At 49.1% G+C, this 23,471-nt stretch carries 18 protein-coding genes and 1 tRNA gene; 12 read left to right on the top strand and 7 right to left on the bottom strand.

Annotated features, from left to right (window positions below):
- Positions 1–171 precede the first annotated feature (171 nt).
- On the bottom strand, positions 172–1,830 hold the full coding sequence (locus EPD17_RS02605) for a M20/M25/M40 family metallo-hydrolase (protein ID WP_132051527.1): 1,659 nt from the start codon (positions 1,828–1,830) through the stop codon (positions 172–174).
- Positions 1,831–2,059: 229 nt separating this feature from the next.
- Here EPD17_RS02605 and feoB point away from each other — a divergent pair, with 229 nt between their 5' ends.
- Positions 2,060–4,180: a ferrous iron transport protein B gene (gene feoB / locus EPD17_RS02600; protein ID WP_132051526.1), complete on the top strand. Its 2,121-nt coding sequence runs from the start codon at positions 2,060–2,062 to the stop codon at positions 4,178–4,180.
- A gap of 100 nt (positions 4,181–4,280) precedes the next feature.
- On the opposite strand, the gene EPD17_RS02595 is transcribed toward feoB, so the two are convergent.
- Both EPD17_RS02595 and EPD17_RS02590 read right to left on the bottom strand, forming a co-directional pair.
- The gene (locus tag EPD17_RS02595) at positions 4,281–5,249 is read right to left on the bottom strand and encodes a serine hydrolase (RefSeq protein WP_132051524.1); all 969 of its coding nucleotides are present in this window, start codon (positions 5,247–5,249) and stop codon (positions 4,281–4,283) included.
- Positions 5,246–6,547 (bottom strand): amidohydrolase, encoded by a 1,302-nt coding sequence (locus EPD17_RS02590; RefSeq protein WP_204743266.1) that lies wholly within the window; start codon positions 6,545–6,547, stop codon positions 5,246–5,248. Before EPD17_RS02590 ends, EPD17_RS02595 begins: the two co-directional genes overlap by 4 nt.
- Positions 6,548–6,626: 79 nt before the next feature.
- Between EPD17_RS02590 and chrA the strand changes: the two genes are divergently transcribed.
- Complete coding sequence (gene chrA, locus EPD17_RS02585; protein WP_132051522.1) at positions 6,627–7,868, top strand: chromate efflux transporter; 1,242 nt, start codon at positions 6,627–6,629, stop codon at positions 7,866–7,868.
- Here chrA and nadD read toward each other — a convergent pair.
- Both nadD and EPD17_RS02575 read right to left on the bottom strand, forming a co-directional pair.
- Complete coding sequence (gene nadD / locus EPD17_RS02580) at positions 7,856–8,437, bottom strand: nicotinate (nicotinamide) nucleotide adenylyltransferase (RefSeq protein WP_114234609.1); 582 nt, start codon at positions 8,435–8,437, stop codon at positions 7,856–7,858. The genes chrA and nadD overlap by 13 nt on opposite strands.
- Before the next feature lie 9 nt (positions 8,438–8,446).
- Complete coding sequence (locus EPD17_RS02575) at positions 8,447–8,674, bottom strand: FeoA family protein (RefSeq protein ID WP_204743264.1); 228 nt, start codon at positions 8,672–8,674, stop codon at positions 8,447–8,449.
- Between the two features lie 132 nt (positions 8,675–8,806).
- Between EPD17_RS02575 and ybeY the strand changes: the two genes are divergently transcribed.
- The 4 genes from ybeY (at position 8,807) to EPD17_RS02555 (ending at position 13,014) form a co-directional block, all read left to right on the top strand.
- Positions 8,807–9,160, top strand: a complete 354-nt coding sequence (gene ybeY / locus EPD17_RS02570) for an rRNA maturation RNase YbeY (RefSeq protein WP_240040715.1) — start codon at positions 8,807–8,809, stop codon at positions 9,158–9,160.
- Positions 9,161–9,253: 93 nt separating this feature from the next.
- A complete protein-coding gene (locus EPD17_RS02565; protein WP_132051518.1) occupies positions 9,254–9,865 on the top strand; it encodes a hypothetical protein in 612 nt (203 codons plus the stop codon).
- Between the two features lie 13 nt (positions 9,866–9,878).
- Positions 9,879–11,771: a tRNA uridine-5-carboxymethylaminomethyl(34) synthesis enzyme MnmG gene (gene mnmG / locus EPD17_RS02560; RefSeq protein WP_240040714.1), complete on the top strand. Its 1,893-nt coding sequence runs from the start codon at positions 9,879–9,881 to the stop codon at positions 11,769–11,771.
- Positions 11,772–11,967: 196 nt separating this feature from the next.
- The gene (locus EPD17_RS02555; protein WP_132051516.1) at positions 11,968–13,014 is read left to right on the top strand and encodes a hypothetical protein; all 1,047 of its coding nucleotides are present in this window, start codon (positions 11,968–11,970) and stop codon (positions 13,012–13,014) included.
- A 535-nt stretch (positions 13,015–13,549) separates the two neighbouring features.
- Here the strand turns inward: EPD17_RS02555 and EPD17_RS02550 are convergent.
- Together EPD17_RS02550 and recQ are read right to left on the bottom strand one after the other, a co-directional pair.
- Positions 13,550–13,622 (bottom strand) — tRNA-Phe (locus tag EPD17_RS02550).
- Positions 13,623–13,771: 149 nt separating this feature from the next.
- Entirely contained in the window at positions 13,772–16,039 is a 2,268-nt protein-coding gene (gene recQ, locus EPD17_RS02545; RefSeq protein ID WP_132051514.1) for a DNA helicase RecQ, read from the bottom strand.
- A 270-nt stretch (positions 16,040–16,309) separates the two neighbouring features.
- Between recQ and EPD17_RS02540 the strand changes: the two genes are divergently transcribed.
- From EPD17_RS02540 to EPD17_RS02515, 6 genes are all read left to right on the top strand, one after another.
- A complete protein-coding gene (locus tag EPD17_RS02540; RefSeq protein ID WP_240040713.1) occupies positions 16,310–17,275 on the top strand; it encodes a KpsF/GutQ family sugar-phosphate isomerase in 966 nt (321 codons plus the stop codon).
- Positions 17,276–17,367: 92 nt separating this feature from the next.
- The gene (locus tag EPD17_RS02535) at positions 17,368–18,462 is read left to right on the top strand and encodes a mannose-1-phosphate guanylyltransferase (RefSeq protein ID WP_240040712.1); all 1,095 of its coding nucleotides are present in this window, start codon (positions 17,368–17,370) and stop codon (positions 18,460–18,462) included.
- Between the two features lie 320 nt (positions 18,463–18,782).
- Complete coding sequence (locus EPD17_RS02530; RefSeq protein WP_132051512.1) at positions 18,783–19,520, top strand: 3'-5' exonuclease; 738 nt, start codon at positions 18,783–18,785, stop codon at positions 19,518–19,520.
- Between the two features lie 48 nt (positions 19,521–19,568).
- Entirely contained in the window at positions 19,569–19,958 is a 390-nt protein-coding gene (locus EPD17_RS02525) for a RidA family protein (protein WP_132051510.1), read from the top strand.
- Between the two features lie 65 nt (positions 19,959–20,023).
- Positions 20,024–21,175 carry a methionine aminotransferase gene (locus EPD17_RS02520; RefSeq protein ID WP_132051508.1) on the top strand — a complete coding sequence of 384 codons (1,152 nt, stop codon included), beginning with the start codon at positions 20,024–20,026 and terminating at the stop codon, positions 21,173–21,175.
- 585 nt (positions 21,176–21,760) lie between these two features.
- Entirely contained in the window at positions 21,761–23,416 is a 1,656-nt protein-coding gene (locus EPD17_RS02515) for an ArnT family glycosyltransferase (protein WP_132051506.1), read from the top strand.
- Positions 23,417–23,471: the final 55 nt, after the last annotated feature.

Genomic DNA, 23,471 nt, shown 5'->3' with positions numbered 1-23,471 from the left:
ATGCCCAATGTATCTACATCCTTGACTACCGTGCATTTGGCGGCGTGCATAAACTTTTACGCACAATTTTATCGGCACATTTGTTCACGCAATTTCAAAAACAGGGTGCAGTATTTCAGTGCTGTTTTTACAAACCCATCCATACGCTAAAACCGTTACCCAGCCTGCGTTTTACAGCTCCACCACGCCCGACAGCTTTTGTGCACCGCGCATATACGTAACCGTTACTTTTTCGCCTTTGTTGAAACGGCCCAGTGCTTCCATATATTTTTCCATGGACGATATATCCAGATCACCCATTTGTACGATCACATCGCCGGCCTTGATGCCCGCTTTTTGCGCCGGCCGGTTTTCCGTTGTGCCCTCTACACGTACACCTTTTCCACTGAATGTATAATCGGGCATAATGCCCAGTGTTACCCTGAATGATGATGCGGTATTCATCTGCACTTCGCGAGTAGGTGTAAAGGCTATTTTGCCACCTGTTTTTTCCAGTTGCTGCACCACGCTGTAAATGTGTTTTACAATATGCAGTGTGCCTTCGTAATTTATTTTATCGGCGTCATCGGTGGGCTTGTGATAATCGGCATGTGTGCCGGTAAAATAAAAAAGCACCGGTATGTTTTTGCGGTAAAACGAAGTATGATCGCTGGGGCCCGCACCGCTGCTATCAAACCTGAATTGCATATTGGCTTTGTACACGCCACGTTTGCCCGATGTGTTCAATACCTGGCTCCACACCGGCGATGTGCCGTAGCCGCCAATGGTGAGGGTAGGGCTAGCAGCATTCAACCGGCCTACCATATCCATATTGAACATAGCGCTTGCCGTAGCTAAATCAATCGTTGGGTTTTCGGTAAAATATTTTGAGCCAAATAATCCCAACTCTTCGCCGGAAAAAGCAAGGAACAAGTAATTGAATTGGCGCGGCCCCGAAGCCTTGAGCATGCGAGCCAATTCGAGCAAGGCCGCAGTGCCGCTGGCATTATCATCGGCGCCGTTGTGCACCAGGCGTGTGCCGCTGGCATTGAGCGAACCGCCGTCCTCACCATAACCCAAGTGATCGAAATGGGCGCCAAAAATGAGCGTAGTTGCAGCATTGTTGTTGATATAACCCACTACGTTGGTGCCCGTCCTGTTTTTAGGGCCAATGTCGATACGCAGGTCTATATCCAGCGTGGCAGAAGGATCGTTGAAATATTTTTTAATGGCGTCTTTTGTCAGGTACACCACCGGGATCTTTGCGGCATCGCTGCGGTCTGCAGCTTTAAACTTTATATCTGCGGCGGCCGGTGTGGTATTGTACACAAACAATGCGGTGCCACCTTTTGCAGCCACCTCCTGCGCTTTTTTCAAAATGGCGGCATCAAGGTCGAAGTGCGGGTTTGTTTTGGCCGCTTCAAGCGTTTCCTTTAGGTCCACAAACCAGGGCATGCCTTCTTCGTGAAGCGCCATGGAAGGCAAAGCCTCCAGCGATGCATTGGCGCTATAGGGTAGGGGAAAAAAATCGCGGTGCAGCTCCAGCAGTTTACCCGCAACCGTCAGGTGTGTGGGCGTATTGACCTGCCGGCCTTCGTACACTTCGAAGGGCTGCAAAAACTGCTGCGTGCCTTTTGGCTGCAAGCCGATGGCGCTAAATTGCTCCGACAGGTAGCGGGCAGCAATCGCCTCGCCAGGTGTGCCCGTGCGGCGGCCTTCCAGCGAATCGTGGGCCAGGAAGCCAATGTGTTTTTTTAAATGCTCCAGCACAGCCCGGTCTTCTTTTTTAAGTTTCTGGGCAACAGTTGGCAGCGCACAAAACAAGAGAATTATGATATACAGGTTCCGCATTGATACAGGCTTCAAAAGTGCTTACAAAGGTAGGTACCGGGTATGATGTGCAAGGATGATATGATTAGAAAAATACCTTTCATCAATCGCCAGGCACAAGCAAGGAACGAATACCGCCGCTGTAAATTTTGCAAAACACCATTTTTTATCTGCCCGCCCGAAAGTTTTGTAAAACTTCCGCCTTTCGTAAAGGCCGGGCGGCCGGTATGGTTAACTTTGCGGCCCATACGTGATACCTCAACATTTACATATAGCACTGGTAGGCAACCCCAACAGCGGTAAAAGCTCGCTGTTCAACAGCCTTACCGGTATGAACCAAAAAGTGGGCAACTTTCCGGGTGTAACCGTAGACAAGAAAACCGGCTTTACCGACCTTGGCAACGGCAATGAAGTAAAGGTCATTGATCTGCCCGGCACTTATAGCCTGTACCCCAAGCGCCTCGACGAGTGGGTAAGCTACCGGGTTCTGCTCAACCAGGATAAAGACATTCATGCCGATGCCTACGTGGTGGTGATTGACGCCGCCAACCTAAAGCGCAACCTCCTGTTTTGCACCCAGATCCTAGACCTGAAAAAACCGGTGGTGATTGCCCTGACGATGGCCGACCTGGCCAAAAAGAAAGGCATCCGCATTGACATTGCGGAACTGGAGCGGGAACTGGGTGTGGCCGTTGTGGCGGTAAACCCACGCAAAGGCAAGGGTATTGCGCAGCTAAAAAAAGCAATTGAGCAAACACTGGGCGGGCAGTATAAAGTGCCGGTTCGTGACTTTATTGAAAACAAGGCACTGGCCAGCGCTGCCATCACCGACCTGCAGCATATGCTCCCCGGAGTTTCCGACTACAGCGCCCTGCACCTGCTCATCAACCATGAAGGTTTTGAGCTGGATGCTGCCACGCAGCAAAAAATTGAAGGCATCGAACAAACGCATGGGTTCAATCCAACCAAAACCCAGGCAGCCGAAATTTTGCAGCGCTATGGCCGCATCAAGCACATCATGCAGGTAGCCGTGGCCGAACCCGATCCGCTGGAGCAAACCCTTTTTACCGATAAACTGGATAATGTGCTGCTGCACCCGCGGTGGGGCTACCTGATTTTATTGGGTGTGCTGTTCCTCTTGTTTCAAAGCGTGTTTCTGCTGGCTCAGTACCCCATGGACTGGATCGACACCGGATTTTCGGCGGCTTCGGGCTGGCTGGCGCAGGTGCTTCCGGAGGCATGGTGGAGCGACCTTTTAATAAATGGGTTGATGGCGGGCATTGGCGGCATCCTCATTTTTGTGCCACAGATCATGATCCTTTTTGGACTGATTTCGCTGCTGGAGGATACCGGCTATATGGCCCGTGTTTCTTTCCTTACCGACCGGCTCATGCGCAGCGTGGGCCTCAATGGTAAAAGCGTGATGCCCCTGATCTCGGGTTTTGCCTGTGCTGTGCCGGCCATTATGAGTGCCCGCAGCATTGAAAACCGCAAGGAGCGCCTGCTTACCATATTGATTACGCCGCTGATGAGCTGCGCTGCACGGCTGCCGGTGTATGCCATTCTTATTAGCCTGGTTATCCCGAACACGTACTATTGGGGATGGATCAGCTTGCAAGGCTTGGTGATGATGGGGCTGTACCTGCTTGGACTGGTGGTGGCCCTGTTGGTTTCGTATGTGGCCAAATGGTTCATACACATCAAAGAGAAAAGCTTTTTCATCCTGGAGTTGCCCATTTATCGGGCACCCCGATGGAACAATATCCTGCACACCATGTTCAGCAAGGCCCGCATTTTTGTAACCGATGCCGGCAAAATCATCATCATCATTAGCCTGGTGTTGTGGGGGCTAAGCTCATTTGGGCCTGCGGGTAAAATGGAAGCCGTGGAGGCGCAATTTGCGCAAGCTACAGCAGCAGGTACCCGTCCGATCGAAGAGCTGGAAACAGAATACAATACGGCTAAACTTGAAAACTCATACGCAGGGTTGCTGGGCAAAGCGCTGGAGCCGGCCATTGCGCCATTGGGCTACGACTGGAAAATCGGCATATCGCTAATTACGTCGTTTGCTGCCCGCGAGGTGTTTGTAGGCACCATGGCTACCCTGTATAGTGTAGGCGAAGAAGATGGCGAAGGGCAATTGCTGCGCGATAAAATGAAAGCCGCCACCCGTGCCGATGGCACGCCGGTGTTTACGCTGGCCACCGGCTTGTCGCTGATGCTATTTTATGTATTTGCGATGCAGTGCATGAGTACATTGGCCATTACCAAAAGGGAAACCCGCAGCTGGAAATGGCCCACCATTCAACTGGTGTATATGACTGCACTGGCCTATGCCTTTAGCTGGGCCGCATTCCAACTTTTTTCATAACGATTTGATTTTGAACCACAAAGACACAAAGAAAAATAAGAAACACGAAAGAATTTCCTTAGTGCATCTTTAAGTCTTCGTGTCTTTGTGGTTCAAATTTTTATTGAAACTTGTCCGCACCGTCGGCAGGCGTCCAATCCTTTCCTTCAAAATGCTGCCATAAGTAAGCCGACAATTTCCGGGTTAAGGTCCAGGCTTGGTTGGCAGGTGTCCAGCTTTGGTCGTGGTTGTTTTTGGTGGCGATACAAAACAGGTAGGCAGACTTTTTTCCACGCACCAGCACTACTTCGCTCCGCGACTCATTTACCGCACCATTTTTACTAAAAACAGCAGCATATGGAGCTATTTCGCTGAGCGCTTCGGCATCCCAATAGTTGCGGTTCAGCAGGCGCAGCATTCGGTCGGAAGCAGCGGGCGATATCACCCGGCGCCGGTAGATTTCCTCCATCAAGCCCGCAATGGCGCGGGGCGTCATTTGGCCCCAGCCGTATACTTCCCGGTCTGCTTCGCGGCTTGGAGTCCTGGAGTTGACACCTAGCTGCGGGAAACCAAGCGTATCCATGAGGACATTAATGGTGGTGCCGCCACCTGCCAGCGATTGCAGCCACAGGCTGGCGGTATTGTCACTGGTGGTGAGCATTAGCATCAACACTTTGCTGAGGTCGATTTGCTCCCCATTTTTAAACGAGCCTAAAATATCAACACCGGGATACAGCAACGAGTCTTTATAAACCAACGGCTGATGATACGTCAGCTCACCGCGTTCCAGCTTTTGCATGATGCCCACAGCGATGGGAATTTTTACAATGCTGGCGGTTGGGAAAATAGTATCGGCATTATAGGCCGCTACCTTCCCCGAATGCAGGTCTTTCACATAAATACCCACCTGGCCGCCAAAGCCAACTGCCATTTGCTCAATGGCCTGCTGCAGTTTTTTATCCCGCTTCTGCGCCTGTAGGGCAGGAGTAATACAGAGCAAGAGGATGGGCAACCACCATCTGTTCAGGAGCAGCTTTTTGCAACAATGGTATAGCGGGATGATTGCTTTGCGCCTTTGATTCAAAATCATTTAGCCACTTTAGGATAGTCGAGCACCAGTTGGCAAAAAGCCCGGATGCCGGTTTTCATGCCTTCTTCATCTACAAAAAACTTGGGGGTGTGGTGCGGCGCCGATTGTTGCTCGGTAGTATTGAGCGGGCGGCCACCTACGTACAAAAACAGCGACGGTACTTTTTCAGCAAAAAACGAATAGTCTTCTGCACCGGTTGCGGCATTCATCTCCACCAAATTGCCGCCGGTAGCTTTTTGCAGCGAGGGCATCATTTTCTGGAGCAGCGGCGGATCGTTGTATACAATAGCGGTTTTGGGCTCAAACGAAACCGTGGCTGTAGCACCCGATGCCTCGGCAATGTTCGTTGCCATAACCTGGATGCGGCGCTTGACGTCGGTACGCATGGCCGTATCGAGGGTGCGGATGGTGCCGGCCAGCTGGGCCTGCTCAGGAATGATGTTTTCCCGCACACCGCCTTTAAAAATAGTAGTGGAAATAACCACGGCGTTCTTGGTGAGCTCCATTTGCCGGCTCACAATGGTTTGCAAGCCATTGATTACCTGGGCACCCACCACCACAGGATCTACGCCCAGCCATGGTTGTGCGCCGTGTACCTGCTTGCCTTTAATGGTAATGGTAAACCAATCGGCTGCGGCCATCATGCCCCTGGCGCGGTAGCGGATTTGCCCCACCGGCGTCTGTGCGTTGATGTGCAGGCCAAACATCGCATCCACTTTAGGGTTGTCCATTACGCCTTCTTTGATCATCAGCAGCGCACCGCCTTCTTCACCAGCGGGCGGACCTTCCTCGGCCGGCTGAAAAATGAATTTTACCGTGCCGGCTATTTCCCCTTTGCGTTTGCTCAGTATCTCAGCGGCGCTCATCAGCATGGCTACGTGGGTATCGTGGCCGCAGGCATGCATTACGCCCACCTGCTGTCCATTGTACGTAGCGGTGGCCTTAGAGGCAAAAGGCAGGTCGGTTTCTTCCGTTACGGGCAGGGCATCCATATCGGCACGTAGCCCGATGACCGGGCCGGGTTTTACGCCTTTTAAAATACCTACCACGCCGGTGTGGGCCACGCCTTCTTGCACTTGCAAGCCCAACGATTTCAGGTGAGCGGCAATTAATTTAGCGGTATTGGTTTCCCGATTAGATAGCTCCGGGTTTTGGTGGAGCTGCCTGCGCCAGCTGACTGTTTTGGCAAAAAGCGCATCCACATCGGTAGCGAGCCAGGCAGGGGAGTTGTTGCTTTGGGCTGTAGCAGCAACAGAACTCAGCAGAAAAAGATAAATGGATAAGAACAAACGCATCATTTAGTTGAACATTTAGGTCAATTTAAAGATAGCTGCTAATTATCAAGGGCTTAGTTTTCTCTTTTTTCTATTTTAGCCCATGCCCTTGTTGCGACATGTTCGTTTTCTAAAAAGTGTTTTACTGTACAGCTTAACTGCATTTGGCGGGCCCCAGGCACATATTGCCATGATGCTGAAAACATTTGTACACCGCACCCCTTATGTAACCGAGGAAGAGTTGCTCGAGTACAACGCGTTTTGCAGCCTGCTACCCGGCGCTTCGTCTACGCAAACCGTAATGCTCATTGGCTACAAGCGGGGAGGATTGCCGCTGGCGGCATTGACGGTGCTGGTGTGGATACTGCCCGCATGCCTGCTGATGGGCGCTTTTTCGTTTTTGCTCCACTATTTCGACAAGACTTCGCTACACACAGATATTTTCAAGTTTATCCCGGCCATGGCTGTTGGCTTTCTGGCATATGGAACTGCAGCAGCTTTTGGAGTGTCTATTAGAAATACTATTACCTGGGTCATTATGCTGGTTGCTGCGGCAGCCACTTATACTTTTTTCCGGTCACCTTGGATATTTCCGCTCCTGATTGTACTGAGCGGCATTGCCACCAACCTGAGCCATAAACGCATTCCACAGCAAAATATAACCCGCAAAAAGCTGAAATGGGGCAATCTCTGGGTGTTTGTCGCCATTTTCGTCATTACTGGAACCATTAGTGAAACAGCCCGTGTGAATAACTGGCATAATCGAAAGGTTATCAACCTGTTTGAGAATGTGTATAGGATGGGAGGATTTGTTTTTGGCGGCGGTCACGTATTGATGCCGCTGATGTATGAACAGTTTTCGGTGCGGCCGGAGGCGGTACAGGAAAAAAACCCCGAGGCCATCCGCATCCGTAAGGAGGATATGACTACCGGAATGGGCATTGTGCGGGCCATTCCTGGTCCTGTGTTCTCAATCGCCTCTTTTGCAGGTGGCATGGCGTTAAAAGATCTGGGAAAAGAAATGCAGGTGTTGGGTTGTGTGATCGGCTCTGTTGCTATTTTCCTACCCAGCACATTATTGGTTTTATTCTTTTTCCCGGTCTGGAATAACTTGAAGAAATACGCAGCCGTTTACCGGTCGCTGGAAGGTATTAATGCGGCAGTAGTAGGGGTGATGATTGCGGCCACCTTTTACATTTTGAAAGATATTACCCTGATGGAGTTTACTCCCACAGCCATGGTAAACATTGGCATCCTGTCGGCCACATTCCTGCTTTTAAAATTTACCCGCCTGCCGTCGCCTGTAATTGTGGTTGCCAGTCTGCTGTTGGGCTACTTTCTTTGAACTTTGTAAAAGCGGTTCTCGGCCAACTCCGCCTCAATTGGCGCAGGCACCAGGTACTTTATGGATTTCTTCTCTGAAATAAGTTGGCGGATATGGGTGGCGGATATCTCCAGCAAAGGCGCCTTAAGGATAGTTACATCTGCGCCCAATTTGTCCCGAACCGGAAAGTCAGGACGCAAGTAAACAAGGAGCGGATAACGTTCTGTAATGGCTGTATAGTTGTGCCATTTGTGTAGGTTTTGAAAAGAGTCGCTCCCCATTAGAATGGAGAACTGCCGCGTCGGGTACTTCTCCGCAAGATAGGCCAGCGTTACAGCGGTATAAGACGGTTTCGGTAGGGCAAACTCCACATCCGACGCTTTTAGTCGTGGATCTCCATCGATTGCTTTTTGCACCAGGTGCAACCGGTCATATTCGTTGAGGAGGGTAGCAGACGGCTTGAATGGATTTTGCGGGGAGATAACAAACCAAACCTCGTCGAGATCCGTTTCATTGAGCACATGATTGGCGATGATGAGATGCCCAATATGAATAGGATTAAACGATCCGAAATACAGCCCTGTCTTCATCTATTGCTGCTACAAGGTTTCGAGAATAATTTGATCAGCTTCGTTCAGGCGCAGGCTCAACGAGTAACCCGCCACACGGATAGAAATGGGATCGCCAAGAGGCGCTACCTGTTCTACCACTACCCATTCACCCGGGATACAGCCCATTTCCATCAACTTCAGCTCCAGATCTGAACTCGCAAAACCCTTGATCTTTCCCCGCTGCCCTTGTCTTAGCTTCGATAGTTTCATTTCCATAATCAAAGTGCAAAGCTACTGCATTCAATTGCGGCTCATTACCGAATTTTGGAAATGCAAGCTTCCTTTCCCATTCAGTTTCACTTCGCGGACATACAGTTTTCGTTTCCTAACAGAACCACTACCAAAGAAATGGTGATCAATCTTTTTCAACAGGAAGAGACTGAGATTGAACATATCAATTACATCTTCTGTACGGATGAATACCTACTCGGTCTGAATCAACAATATCTATCCCACGATACACTTACAGACATTATCACCTTTCATTACCACCAAAAAGGTGATCCCGTTCACTCAGATGTTTACATCTCCTGGGACCGCGTAAAGGATAATGCGGTTAATTTCAAAACAACATACCGGCGGGAACTGCATCGGGTTATTTTTCATGGGGCATTGCACCTCTGCGGCTATAAAGACAAAACAACGAAGGATCAGAAGCTGATGCGCCAGATGGAAGACAAATACCTGAGCATGTTCTTATAATGTTTCACGTAGCACTGTTTCAAACCGAAACACCGATATTACATTTGTGGCGGAATGTTCCACATAACACAGTTTCAACTTGAAACCTGAACGATGGCAAGAAAACGTTGGACACCAGCGGAAAATGTAAATAACAAGATTCAAAACACCCGTCAAAAAAAGAAATGGCAAATCGCGCTACGCCGTTACCTTTTAGAAGGCCAGAAGTCCACGCAATACGCACCATATTTCGGCCTTGACGCATCACTATTCCGCCAATGGATAGAAGTTCAGTTCGACGAGCACATGAATTGGGATAATTTCTCGGCGGTCTGGCAACTCGACCACGTTATCCCAACCCACTACTTCAACTTAGAAGATGAACAAGACCTTAAGCTTTGCTGGAACTTCATCAACATCCGGCCCGGCAACATTCAGGATTCTGAAGGCCCATCAAAAGTAGATGCACTCACGGCCAAGGCCTATTTCACCAATCTATTTGAGCACACAGGGCTGGCGCAATGCGGGGAAATGCTGGAAAAGATAAAAATACAGGAAGCCGCACAACAAGCCGCCGCATCCAAAACGGCACAATTCCTCAGCAGCCACAAAGAGCAAATTGAAACAATGCGCCAATGGGATGCAGCCGACTTTGAGCGGCTGAACACCGGCATATCCTTTAAAGACTTGGCTTTTGAAAAGACCTTTTTTAAAAAGTTTGCGTAAGCAATAACAGCAGTTGCGCTGCTTTGCAGGTACTTTTGCACCTATGTTTCCGCAGTACGACGTTATTGTAGTTGGTGCCGGCCACGCCGGTTGTGAAGCCGCAGCCGCGGCAGCTAATCTCGGTTCAAAAACCTTGCTCATTACCATGAACCTGCAGACCATTGCACAAATGAGTTGCAACCCTGCCATGGGCGGTATTGCCAAAGGCCAGATTGTGCGGGAGGTGGATGCGCTAGGTGGCTATTCCGGCATTGTGTCCGACGAGTCGATGATCCAGTTCCGGATGCTGAACCGGTCTAAAGGCCCTGCCATGTGGAGCCCCCGAACCCAAAATGACCGCATGTTGTTTGCCCAAAAATGGCGCGAACACCTGGAAGAAACTGCGAACCTCGAGTTTTACCAAGATATGGTGAAAGGCCTGCTGGTAGAAGGAAATAGGGTAACCGGCGTAATTACCGGCCTAGGCCACGAGATCAAGGCAAAAACCGTGGTGCTCACCAACGGTACGTTCCTTAATGGCGTTATTCATATTGGTGAAAAACGCTTTGGCGGCGGCCGCGTAGCTGAGCGGGCAGCAGAAGGAATTACGGAGCAACTAGTATCCTTGGGTTTTGAAAGCGACCGCCTGAAAACCGGAACGCCGCCGCGGGTAGATGGCCGCTCATTGGATTACACCAAAATGGAAGAGCAAAAAGGCGACGAAGAAGTCACCGGCTTTTCTTACCTCAATACACCCAAGCCCAAACAACAACGCAGTTGCTGGATCACGTACACCAACAACCAGGTGCACGACATGCTGAAAACCGGCTTCGACCGGAGCCCAATGTATGCCGGCCGCATTGAGGGAACTGGTCCACGGTACTGTCCCAGTATTGAGGACAAAATCAACCGCTTTGCCGAGCGGGAACGCCACCAGATTTTTGTTGAGCCAGAAGGGTGGAATACAGTGGAGATCTATGTAAATGGCTTTTCAACCTCATTGCCGGAAGAGGTGCAACACGCCGCGTTAAGGATGGTACCCGGCTTTGAAAACGTTCGATTCTTCCGGCCAGGCTATGCTATTGAATACGATTTCTTTCCGCCAACGCAGCTTCGGTATTCGTTGGAAACAAAAGGATTGGATAACCTGTTTTTTGCCGGCCAAATCAATGGCACTACCGGATACGAAGAAGCTGCTTGCCAGGGCTTGATGGCGGGCATTAATGCACACCTGAAATGGAGGGGAGAAGCGCCGTTTATCCTGCGCCGCAGCGATGCGTACATCGGCGTGTTGATTGATGACCTGATCAGCAAAGGAACACAGGAGCCTTACCGCATGTTTACTTCCAGGGCTGAGTTCCGCACCCTGCTACGCCAGGACAATGCCGACCTGCGCCTGACTGAAATGAGTTACCGCATGGGACTGGCATCGCAGGAGCGTATGGACCGGGTTATTGAAAAAAATGCTGCCGTTGCAGCCATCAAGGAAAAAATCGGCGCTACCCAGTTGGACCCTTCGGAAGCCAACCCATTCCTGGAATCATTGGGCAGTGCACCGATTCAGGAAAAGCAGCGATTGGAAAAAATATTGCTGCGCCCAAATATTGGGCTCGAAGCAATAGAAAGCTCACAGCCAAAAGTAGCTGCCGACCTCGCCCTTTTCGACCAGGAATCGAAAGAGCAGGCCGAAATCCAGATCAAGTACCAGGTGTACATTGACAAGGAACGCGAACTGGTTGCCCGCATGAAGCAAATGGAAGACCTGCTGATACCGGAAGGTTTTAATTACCGCAAAATTCAGGCGCTCAGCATTGAAGCCCGCGAAAAACTGGACCGGATCAGGCCGCAAACATTGGGGCAAGCGAGCCGCATTTCGGGCATCAACCCAAGCGATGTGCAGATACTGATGGTGTATATGGGCCGATGACGATGGCTGACGGCTAAATTTTTTTCCAATAATTGCCGTTTAAAAATTCATCGCAACTCAATTGCAATAATATATCGCGGGTGCCAGCGTTCGTTGGCACCCTTTTTATGCCCATACCCTTACGGCCATTGTTGGCGATACCCGCCAACAATGGCGCTGAATGCATGCATCAATAGCTAACCAAACCCTTGTGCACATGAAAAAATTTTACCTACTGGTGGCCCTGTTAGCTGGGCTTCAAAATTTATCTGCCCAAACCATATCGCTCAACGAATTGTTGAACATGGCCGGCATCGGTGCCAGAAAATTCCAGCAATACGCTTCGCGTAAAGGATTTCAGACGGAAGAGCGGCAACAGGATTTTGTTCGCATGCAATACACCCGCGACACGGCCAACGCCTTTTTTATTTCGCGGCAATGGAACGGACGCGGCGGTTGGCTGCGCCTGGAAAAAATTACCGCCACAGATTACGACCTACTGAAGCAGCGCATAAAAGCAGATGGTTTTGTAGCCGGCGAATTAAAAGCAAAAGTGCACACCGAACTTTTTGAAAAAGGTTCATTGCTGATCACTGCCTCGCCTGAAATAGACCTGGAAGAAGGAAAGCGGTTATACAACATCGTTATACAAAACAAACCGCTGCCCAAAGCAAAAGACCTGCAGTTTGCCGAAGACCTGTTGCAATTTGATTCGCACCAGCAATTGGTGCAGGTGTTTGGTGCCGGCAACGTTCGCAAGGATGCGTTTATAGCCGACGATGAAAGCCAGCAGCCATGCTCGGTGATCTTTCCACAAAGCCCGTACGAAGCTGTATTTATTTGGAACGATGGCAACAACATGCGCCTACTGGAGCAGGTGCGTGTAGGCGGCAATCCCCACACCAAATCATCGCTGCAGTACAGTAATTCTGTATCGCAAAATCGCTGGGTATCGAAGCAGGGCGTGTATCCAACCATGACGCTGGACCAACTGGTGGCACACAACGAATCGCCGGTAAGCTTCTATGGTTGGGGCGCTGAAAATTCAGGCATGTTGTGCAGCACTTCAACTGCGGGTAAACTCGACCTGTCGCAACTTAGTTTTGTATTCAGTTGCTTCAACTGCAACGATGAAAAATACTATGGTGATGCCCGCCACAACGCGAATGATGTGATCCGTGAATCGAGGCGGGTGCACATTGCAACGATGATTTTGAAACCGGAAACATTAGAGGAACTAACGGCCGGCCACAACCGAAAATAATTGAGAGAAAACACTTATGCACAAATAAAGTGTTCCGGTATTGCTGCAAGAAAGAAAACGGACCAGCGTTGCAGCATTGAAAATGGCGCTACATTCAATTATCCAATACAGTTATAGAAAAACCAAACCGATTGTCCTAAGAAAGCCGTCCAGATCCAATCCTTTGTTGAAAGACCCCAGGCGTCCAATCCATGAAAAGAACCATTACCTAAACGCCTGAAGAAATTGCTCCCTTGCTGTAAAGCAGGGGAGTTTTTTTATGGGGTTATCCAGATGGATGTAACTATTAAAACAGCATGTTTTTGCAATAGATGTCTAGCGTTGAAAACTTGTCATGCCGAACTTGTTTCGGCATCTCCTGCATTATTCGCAAGTGCCATAAGTGCTGAATACGCCCCGACATTTTTCAATAAGATGTAAATAATAGTTGGAGATGCCGAAACAAGTTCGGCATGACAAACCCTAATAAGTAGTTTGCTTGAATGAATTGCAGGATTAAAAAAAGCCCGATACAAAAGTACCAGGCTTTCTTCTGTGGTGTGGGCCGGGATCGAACCGGCGACACAAGGATTTTCAGTCCTTTGCTCTACCGACTGAGCTACCGCACCATCCGTGTTCCGCATTTTACCGCTGAACGGGCAGCAAAAATAAGGAACTCAGGGATATAAAGCGCAAAAAAGAGCAAGAGTTTTTAAATATAGTTTGCTTTCCCTTTGTACGCCAATAGCTTATACAGCGTTGCTTTGCTTAGAAAAACTTAGTTGCCATACACACTCAGGAACTTGATCCGCATGATCTTTAACTGCTCCCAGTTGTAGTTACTGTCGGCCAGTTCTTCCTGCGCCAGTTGCAGCGACGATACCTCGCAGCTCTTAAAATACTCCATGATCTCTTCCTGCTCGTACTCATCCAGCATATCGTTGATGGCGTAATCCAGGTTCAGCTTGGTGCCGCTGGCCGCAATGGTTTCCATTTCTTCCAGCAGTGCATCCATGCGCAGGTCTTTTGCCTTGGCAATATCCGGCAGCGGAATTTTCTTGTCCACCTGCATGATGATGTGCACCTTGTTGCCGCTTTTGTTCACCACGCTTTTCATCACAAAATCATCCGGCTTGGTGATGTTGTTTTCCTCCACGTAGCTGGCCACCATTTCTATAAACGGCTTGCCATAGCGAGCAGCCTTTCCTTTGCTTACGCCACTGCATTTTTCCAACTCCGGAATGGTGGTAGGAAACAGCGTGGCCATATCCTGTAACGAAGTTTCCAGGAAAATAACGAACGGCGGCAAACCCTTACGCTTAGCTTCTTTCTGACGCAGTTCTTTCAGCATCTCAAAAAGCTTTTCATCGGTAACGGCAGCACCCGCAGCATCGGCCGCTGCTGCGGCTTCATCGTCGTCGGCATTGGCTTCTTCAAACAGGTTGCTGAGCACAATGGAAAACGACTTGGGCTTTTTCAAAAACTGGTGGCCTTTGTCGGTGATCTTCAGCACGCCGTATTCTTCAATGTCTTTGTGCAGCAAATCTTCCAGCAACATCTGGCGGATAAGTGAATTCCAGAAATGCTGCGGTTGCTCTTTGCCCTTGCCAAAAACATCCAGCCCTTCGTGGCGGAACATTTTGATCTTGGGTGTAAGAATGCCACTGGTGATCTGCACCACGTAGTCAGTAGCAAAACGCTCATCAAGCGCCATGATGGTTTGCAGCATCAGTACTATGTTTTCCTTAGCCTCAACCCGTTCTTTCGGATGCTTGCAGTTATCGCACAGGCCGCAGTTCTCGGTGGTGTACTCCTCGCCAAAATAGCTCATGAGCACTTTGCGGCGGCACACGCCACTTTCGGCATAAGCCACTGTTTCGTTGATCAGTTGGGCACCCACTTCACGTTCGCTCAGCGGCTTGTCGCGCATCAGGTGCTCCAGCTTCGACACATCTTTGTGCGAATAATAGAGGATACATTTTCCTTCCAGTCCATCACGGCCGGCACGGCCTGTTTCCTGGTAATAATTTTCAATCGACTTTGGAATATTAAAGTGGATCACAAAGCGGATATCAGGCTTGTCGATGCCCATGCCAAAGGCAATGGTTGCTACAATTACCTGCACGTCTTCATTTAGAAACTGGTCCTGCCGGTCGGCACGCAGCTTGGCATCGAGGCCGGCGTGGTAAGCCACCGCTTTTACACCGTTGGCCATCAGCATATCGGCCAGTTCTTCGGTGGTTTTGCGGTTGAGGGTATAAATGATACCGCTCTTGCCCTTGTTCTGCACAATAAACTTGGCGATGCTTTTCAGCGTATCGTCTTTTTTAACCTTGGGCAGAATTTCGTAGTAAAGATTGGTGCGGTTAAACGAAGAGATAAACGTGTTGTGGTCGCGCAGGCCGAGGTTCTTTACAATATCGCTCTGCACTTTGGGCGTGGCGGTAGCCGTCAGCGCAATCACCGGCGACTCAGGCGCAATCACATCCATCATATCGCGCAGGCGGCGGTACTCGGGGCGGAAATCGTGGCCCCACTCCGAAATACAGTGTGCTTCGTCCACCGCAAAAAATGAAATCTTCAATGCTTTGAAGAAATCAAGGTTATCCTGCTTGGTGAGTGTTTCCGGGGCAACGTACAACATTTTGGTGCGGCCGGCCTGCAGGTCATCCTGCACCACTTTAATTTCTTTTTTGGTGAGTGTGGAGTTCAGGAAATGCGCCACATCGTCCTTTTCACTGTAGCCACGCACCAGGTCCACCTGGTTTTTCATCAGTGCAATGAGCGGGCTGATGATGATGGCCACACCTTCGCTTACAATGGCGGGCAGTTGGTAGCAAAGGCTTTTGCCGCCACCGGTGGGCATGATCACAAATGTATCGCGGCCCGAAAGCAGGGAGCGGATGATCTCTTCCTGTTGTCCTTTAAACTTTTTGAAACCGAAATGTTCCTGTAATGCAGCTTCCAGGTCAAGTGTTGGGGAAGCAACTGCAACAGCCGGGGTGTTGGTTTTTCGGGTAGAAACTCTTTTTCGCGTAGTGGCCATTTTGATTCTTGTTTATTGCTTTAAAAAAAGCAACCATATATTGGTGTTGGTGCAAATTGATATTAGCCCGCAGGGTATTGCCACTTACAAAAGCTTGCTACAACTCGCAAAATGTTTTATTTCCGGAGGGTAGAGAATGGCGGCCCGTAGGGCGTTTCGAAAAGTATGCGAATTTAACGAAGTAGGCGGGCAATGCAATTGTTAAAAAGGTTAAAACCGGCTTTTTAACCGGTGAAGGGCCTGCACCGGAAATGCGCTATTTTTGCGGCCTTGGAAAAGATTAGCTCCATACAGCAAGAAGCACTGCGCACCATTACAATGGAAGCTGAAGCAATTAGTAGGCTGGCGCAGTTTGTAAACGAGGATTTTGAACAGGCCATTGCTACGCTGGCTGCCTGCCAAGGCCGCATCGTGATTAGCGGTATTGGCAAAAGCGCCATCATTGCACAAAAGATCGTGGCTACACTCAACTCCACCGGCACGCCAGCCATTTTTTTACATGCCGCCGATGCCATCCATGGCGACCTGGGCATGGTGCAGCAAAGCGACGCGGTGATCATTATTTCCAAAAGCGGCGAAAGCCCGGAGATAAAAGTGCTGGTACCCCTCATTAAAAATTTTGGCAACAAACTGATGGCAATGGTGGGCAATACCGCATCATACCTGGCCCGAAATGCCGATCATGTGTTCAACACAACGGTAGATGCCGAGGCTTGTCCCAACAACCTGGCGCCCACCACCAGCACCACTGCACAACTGGTAATGGGCGATGCCATTGCCGTGTGCCTGATGCAGCAAAAGGGATTTAAGGTAGATGATTTTGCCAAGCTGCACCCGGGCGGCACTTTGGGTAAAAAACTATACCTGCGTGTAGCCGACCTGTGCCGCGACAACGAAAAGCCGCAGGTGCGGGAAGACGCCACCCTGAAAGAAGTGATTGTGGAAATGACCCGCAAACGCATGGGTGTAACCGCAGTAACCAAAGGGAACGGCGAACTGGTAGGCATCATTACCGATGGCGACCTGCGCCGCATGCTGGAACGTGATGGCCTCGATAAAATCCGAGCCACCGACATCATGACCCGCAACCCAAAGAACATCGGTCCAAGAGAAATGGCGGTAAACGCATTGGGCATTTTACGCCAGTACGAGATCACGCATTTGCCGGTTACAGAAGACGGCCGCTACCTGGGCATGATTCAACTGCACGACCTGGTAAAAGAAGGTTTGATCTAAATAAACAAACAATACATTTTTATACAAACAACCAAAACCCGCTGCGCCTTTTATTGCATTGCTAAAAAAGACCGGCTTAAAAACAATCCGACGTGGTAAACAACGACACTAAACACACATACGTGGCCATCATGGCCGGGGGCATCGGCAGCCGCTTTTGGCCCATCAGCCGGGTAAATCACCCCAAACAATTCCTCGACATTTTGGGCACGGGCAAAACGCTGATCCAGCAAACACTGGAGCGGTTTACAAAGTTTGTACCCATCGAAAATATTTTTGTGGTAACGGCCCGCGACTATGTGGACATTACCCGCGAACAACTGCCCCACCTGCCCGAAAGCAACATCATTGCGGAGCCGTATCGCAAAAACACGGCACCTTGTATTGCCTACATTTCTTTCCGGCTGCAGCAGTTGGATGCTAATGCAAAATTGATTGTAGCTCCCGCCGATCATCTGATTTTGGATGAAGAAAAATTTATGCAGGTGTGCGCCGGTGCACTGGAGTTTGTGGAAGAGAAAAATGCACTGGTAACACTGGGCATTAAACCCACGTATCCCAACACTGGTTATGGCTATATCCAGCATGAAGATGCAGCTGTGGCCACCGATGTGTACCGCGTAAAAACATTCACCGAAAAGCCCAACCGCGAACTGGCCGAAACCTTTATACAATCGGGCGACTTTTTATGGAACGCCGGCATTTTTGTTTGGAAACTGAGCACCATCTTGGCTGCATTTCAGCGCCACCTGCCCGAGATGTACGAAGTGTTTGCCGCCGATGAAGACAAGTTCAACACCAGCGAAGAAGCAGCCGTACTCGAAAACATTTACCCGCAGTGCACATCTATTTCCATCGACTTCGGCATCATGGAAAAAGCAGATAACGTGTTTGTAATTCCGGCCTCATTTGGCTGGAGCGACCTGGGCACCTGGAACAGCGCATGGGAAAACATGGAAAAAGATTACCTGGGCAATGCCGTTGCCGGCAAAAAAGTAATGGTGGTAGATGCTACGCGTTGCGTGGTGCATACCTCCAACGAAAAGCTGGTGGTGCTGCAGGGACTAGATGATTTTATTGTGGTGGACACTAAGGACGTGCTGCTTATTTGCCAGAAAGAAAAAGAGCAGGAAATAAAAGAATACACTGCCGAAGTAAAACGCAATATTGGTGACAAGTTTTTGTAAAAAAGCTATCCGCAAATACGCTTGAATGTTAAAAGAAAGGCACCAGCTTCTGGTGCTTTTTCTATTTAAGAGGACCCTTGCCTTTGTCATCCTGAGCGCAGCGAAGGATCTGAGTGTTGCAAATAAACATATTGGCAAACAAACAGGCTACCTACAATTTTCAAGATCAAACTGAATGTAAGCTTAGATCCTTCGCTGCGCTCAGAATGACAGGAAGGCTGCTGTTAATCAACCTCCCAAAACCAAATTTGTTTTCCACATTGCCAACCAGTAATTTGAATTGTGGCAACTGTAAGTGAACTTTGGAATAATTACCGGTCATGAATTTCAACAACATACTTTTCCTCGATATAGAAACCGTGGCGCAGTCGGAGAACTATGAACAATTGTCCGAATCGTGGCGCGAACTGTGGGACCATAAAGCCCGCACCCTCATTCGCAACCCAGAGCAGGACACACCGGAAAGCATTTACGACCGTGCCGGCATTTACGCGGAGTTTGGCAAAATCATCTGCATTTCGTGCGGTTGCATTCAAGGCGGGGGCGACGACAAAAAACTGATCATCAAATCTTTTTTTGATGACGATGAACACAAGTTGCTCACACAGTTTGCGGCCATGCTGCAAAAATGGTCGGGCAGTTCCGAAAAGTTTTTGTGCGCCCACAACGGGAAAGAATTTGACTATCCCTACCTGTGCCGCCGCATGATCATCAACGGTATTGAAATACCCGAAGCATTAAAAATTGCAGGCCGCAAACCCTGGGAAGTGCGCCACCTCGATACTTTGGAGATGTGGAAATTTGGCGATTATAAGAGTTATACATCGCTGAAATTGCTGGCGCAGGCACTCGGCATTCCATCGCCAAAAGACGACATTGATGGCAGCCAAGTGTACTCGGTTTATTACAAAGAAAAAAACCTGGAGCGCATTGCCACTTACTGCCAGAAAGACGTGGTAACACTCACACAGATATTGCTGCGGATGCACTGCCAGCCCCTGGTCAAACCTGAAAATGTAACGATCAAGTACGTGCAGCAAATGGACATCATTTCATAAAAAGAATCCATCTCTTAAAGAGATGGATTCTTTATTTAAAGCAGAAACATGCAGCGCACCAATTACGCATCGGGCTCCAAATGGGAAAACATAGTAGGCTATAGCCGCGCCGTAAAAGTGGGCAACACGGTTGAAGTTACCGGCACGGTGGCTTCGGGGCCCGATGGTGCCGTGGTGGGGCCGGATGATGCGTATGCACAAACCAGATTTATTTACCAGAAAATAGCAGAAGTGCTGAAGCGTGCTGGCGCCGATATGAAAGATGTGGTGCGGGTACGCATGTTTGTAACCGACATCAGCCGCTGGCAGGAATATGGCCGTGCACACAGCGAATTTTTTAAGGAAATAAAACCCTGCAACACCATGGTAGAAGTGAGTGCATTGATAGAGCCCGGATACCTCATAGAAATAGAAGCCACCGCAATCATCGCCGAATAGATTTATTAGCCTAATTTTCATAGCCCGTTTTACAGCGGGCTATTTCTTTATCAGCTATTCACCACATGCACCAATTGCAGATTACCGACAAATTGCCCAATGTGGGCACCACCATTTTTACCGTAATGAGTGTGCTGGCCGCCGAGCTCAAAGCCATTAACCTGGGCCAGGGCTTTCCGGATTTTGACATGAGCGAAAAGCTTACCTCGCTGGTGTGTCAGGCCATGCGCAACGGCCACAACCAGTATGCACACATGAACGGCTATATGCCACTGCGCGAAGCCATCTCAGAAAAAATATCTTTTTTATACAACCAGGAAGTAAACCCCGATACCGAGATCACCGTTACTGCAGGCGGCACTTATGGCCTGTTTACCGCTATGGCCACGGTGCTGCATCCCGGCGATGAAGTAATTGTATTTGAACCGGCGTACGACTGTTATATTCCCACTATTGAAATGCTGGGCGCAACAGCGGTGCGGATCCCACTGGTGTTTCCAACCTATAGTGTGCCCTGGCAACAGGTAAAAGAAAGCATCAACCGGCGCACCAAGGCCATCATCATCAACTCGCCGCACAACCCCACGGGTTCTATTCTTTCGGCAAACGATATGCAGCAGTTGCAAAGCCTGGTGCAGGATACCGACATCATTATTATTTCCGACGAAGTGTATGAACACACGGTGATGGATGGCCTACAACACGAAAGCATTCTGCGGTACCCGGCCTTGCGGCAGCGCAGTTTTGTTTCTTTTTCCTTTGGTAAAAATTACCACTGCACGGGCTGGAAGATTGGCTACAGCATTGCACCACCCACATTGATGAAAGCATTTAGAAAAGTGCACCAGTTTAATTGCTTTAGCTGCGATATGCCCAAGCAGGTGGCGCTGGCCGAGTATTTAAAAGACCGCGATGCATACCTGCAACTGGGCTCGTTCATGCAGCAAAAACGCGATTTTTTGCAAGGCCTGATGCAGCAAACCCGCTTCAAGCCGATGTCGAGCAAGGGCAGCTTTTTTCAATGTTATTCGTACAAAAATATTTCCGACGAAGGCGAAGCACAGTTTGCACAGCGCTTGGTGCGGGAACACGGTGTGGCTGTGATTCCGCTTTCTGCTTTTTACCAGGATGATGTGAATAACAACGTGGTTCGTTTTTGTTTTGTAAAAAAAGACAGCACGCTGGAACAAGCGGTGGAACGATTGGTGAGCCTGTAGAATAACGAACAGACGAACAAGGAATTTCGAACAGAGGAAGTGGGTGGGAGAAAACCGAACAAGGAACAAGGAATGTTGAACTGCAGAAGGAAACAGCCAATGATCACTATTTGAATGATTATTTATTATTGGATGATTGATTATTGAATTATTGATTTCATGAGGAGAAAGAAATGTAACCGGAAGGAAAACGATTGTGGATTTAAATAAAAACAGGATTGATAAGCTGTATAAATATTGGGCGTAGCCCAAACCCGTTGGTAGCATTAAAACAGTAGCAAATAATCAGTTTTAAGCATCCTGTTGGGCATAGCCCAACCCTGAGAACTTGGTTACAATTTTGGGGCATCCATTTCAATCCATAGGGTTGATCTACGATCAACAGCATAAAATTGATTTTAGTTTTACCTCTGCTACCCACAGGTTTGGGCTACGCCAATTATTAATTATTGGGATGGATGCCCAATTCATAACTCATAATTCATAATTCAACCTTCTCACCTGCTTTCTACATTCATCTGTTCCTTGTTCGTCTGTTCGTTATTCTGCTCCCCCGGTTCCTACCTTTGCACAAATCATTGTGCATTGACCACTCCGCTCCTGTCGCAGAACAGTTACCGTGTTTTATTTCCGCTGTTGGGCATTGTTTATATCATTGGGCTGTTTGTGCCGCTCATGGACAACGACTCAGCGCACCATGCCGTCATTGCCTTGCACATGCACCTCACCGGCGATTATGTAAGCCTCATTGACGCCGGCGTGCCTTACCTCGATAAACCGCACCTGCACTTTTGGCTGGCAGCCCTGAGCTATAAAATATTTGGCGTTACCACGTTTGCTTACAAACTGCCTTCGTTTTTATTCACCATTATGGGCACCTATGCCACTTACCGGTTGGGCAAAGCTTTATATAACAACGAAGCAGGTAAACTGGCTGCTTTGATTGTAGCATCCGCACTGGCTTATATGCTGGCCAACATGGACGTACGGATGGATGCGATTCTAACTGCATGTGTGGCGCTATCATCGTGGCAACTGGTGGAATGGATCAAACACAAAAAAGCGAAGTTTGCCATAGGTGCCGCACTGGGACTGGCTTTGGGCTTTTGCACCAAAGGCCATATTGCTGTAGTAACACCTGCAGCAGGCGCATTTTTTTACATCCTCAACACCAAAAATTGGCGCAGCTTTTATCATCCGCAACTGTTGCTGATCCTTGCTGCATTTGCCTTATTTATTTCGCCTGTTGTATATGCTTATTACCTGCAATACGACATGCACCCGGAAACTGTTGTACGGGGCCGCAACAACATTTCGGGTGTAAAATTTATCCTGTGGCAGCAAAACACCGAACGCTTCCAGGGCGACTCTTTCGGCTCCGATGCAAAGAATGATTACTTCTTTTTTATCCACTCTTTTCTGTGGGCTTTTGCACCGTGGAGCGTTTGGGCATTTGTGGCCATGGCGCACCGCTTCCGCTCTATTACCGCCCGCCGATGGGAGTGGTTTACACTGGGCACCATTGTTCCCATTGCATTGATCCTAACGTTTTCCGGGTTCAAACTGCCGCATTATCTCAACATCACTTTTCCTGCCGCTGCGGTATTGCTGGCGGGCTTTATACAACAATGGAAGCGGGAAGACCGCAGGCCCAAACCCTACGCCATTTTGCAATCAGTGATCTGCGTGATCTTATTGCTCGCAGTGGGTTTGATCAACATCTGGGCATTTCCTGTGTATAACATTTGGGTGATTGCTGGCTTCTTGTTGCTGGTAAGTTTGAGTTACTGGATTTTGAAAAATGAACCCGGCCGCTGGCAGCGCATCATCACCGGTTCGGCGGTTACATCGGTGCTGGTTTGGAGCCTGCTCAATGGCAATTTTTACCCGCAGTTGTTAACCTACCAGGGCGGCAACGAGTTGGCAAAAAAAGCAACCGGTGTTTATCGGGAAAACCTGTTTCAACAACCCGGCATCCGTGCATTTTCTTTTGATTTTTATACACAAACATTGGCCAAACCATTGCCCCAAGGATGGGTGGAAAGCGGCAAACCTGCATGGGTGCTGGCCGACAGTACCGGCATTGCAGCACTGCGCAGCAAATACCGCCTGGGCAACATCATGCGGCACAGAGATTACAGCGTAACACAACTGACCGGCACATTCATCAATCCGGCCACACGCCGCAAAGCCTTGACAGAACTGGCACTTGTAGAAATAGTAGGAACAAAACAGGATTGATGTAGGTTTAAAGTCTAATGTTTAAAGTTGGATTCACCATTACACTAACCTTAAA

The organism is Pseudocnuella soli (assembly GCF_004347775.1).
Classification (GTDB): domain Bacteria; phylum Bacteroidota; class Bacteroidia; order Chitinophagales; family Chitinophagaceae; genus Flavisolibacter; species Flavisolibacter aquaticus.
The sequence above is the reverse complement of the archived record's forward strand: the minus strand, read 5'-3'. Positions and strand labels throughout refer to the sequence as shown.

Excerpts from the sequence above, each read along its gene's own strand:
- EPD17_RS02530 (WP_132051512.1), top strand. The coding sequence starts at position 18,783 with ATGAATTTCAACAACATACTTTTCCTCGATATAGAAACCGTGGCGCAG.
- EPD17_RS02575 (WP_204743264.1), bottom strand. The coding sequence starts at position 8,674 with ATGGAAATGAAACTATCGAAGCTAAGACAAGGGCAGCGGGGAAAGATC.
- EPD17_RS02555 (WP_132051516.1), top strand. The coding sequence starts at position 11,968 with ATGAAAAAATTTTACCTACTGGTGGCCCTGTTAGCTGGGCTTCAAAAT.
- EPD17_RS02520 (WP_132051508.1), top strand. The coding sequence starts at position 20,024 with ATGCACCAATTGCAGATTACCGACAAATTGCCCAATGTGGGCACCACC.
- ybeY (WP_240040715.1), top strand. The coding sequence starts at position 8,807 with ATGGTGATCAATCTTTTTCAACAGGAAGAGACTGAGATTGAACATATC.
- recQ (WP_132051514.1), bottom strand. The coding sequence starts at position 16,039 with ATGGCCACTACGCGAAAAAGAGTTTCTACCCGAAAAACCAACACCCCG.
- EPD17_RS02565 (WP_132051518.1), top strand. The coding sequence starts at position 9,254 with ATGGCAAGAAAACGTTGGACACCAGCGGAAAATGTAAATAACAAGATT.
- EPD17_RS02590 (WP_204743266.1), bottom strand. The coding sequence starts at position 6,547 with ATGATGCGTTTGTTCTTATCCATTTATCTTTTTCTGCTGAGTTCTGTT.
- nadD (WP_114234609.1), bottom strand. The coding sequence starts at position 8,437 with ATGAAGACAGGGCTGTATTTCGGATCGTTTAATCCTATTCATATTGGG.
- EPD17_RS02605 (WP_132051527.1), bottom strand. The coding sequence starts at position 1,830 with ATGCGGAACCTGTATATCATAATTCTCTTGTTTTGTGCGCTGCCAACT.
- EPD17_RS02525 (WP_132051510.1), top strand. The coding sequence starts at position 19,569 with ATGCAGCGCACCAATTACGCATCGGGCTCCAAATGGGAAAACATAGTA.
- EPD17_RS02595 (WP_132051524.1), bottom strand. The coding sequence starts at position 5,249 with ATGATTTTGAATCAAAGGCGCAAAGCAATCATCCCGCTATACCATTGT.
- chrA (WP_132051522.1), top strand. The coding sequence starts at position 6,627 with ATGCCCTTGTTGCGACATGTTCGTTTTCTAAAAAGTGTTTTACTGTAC.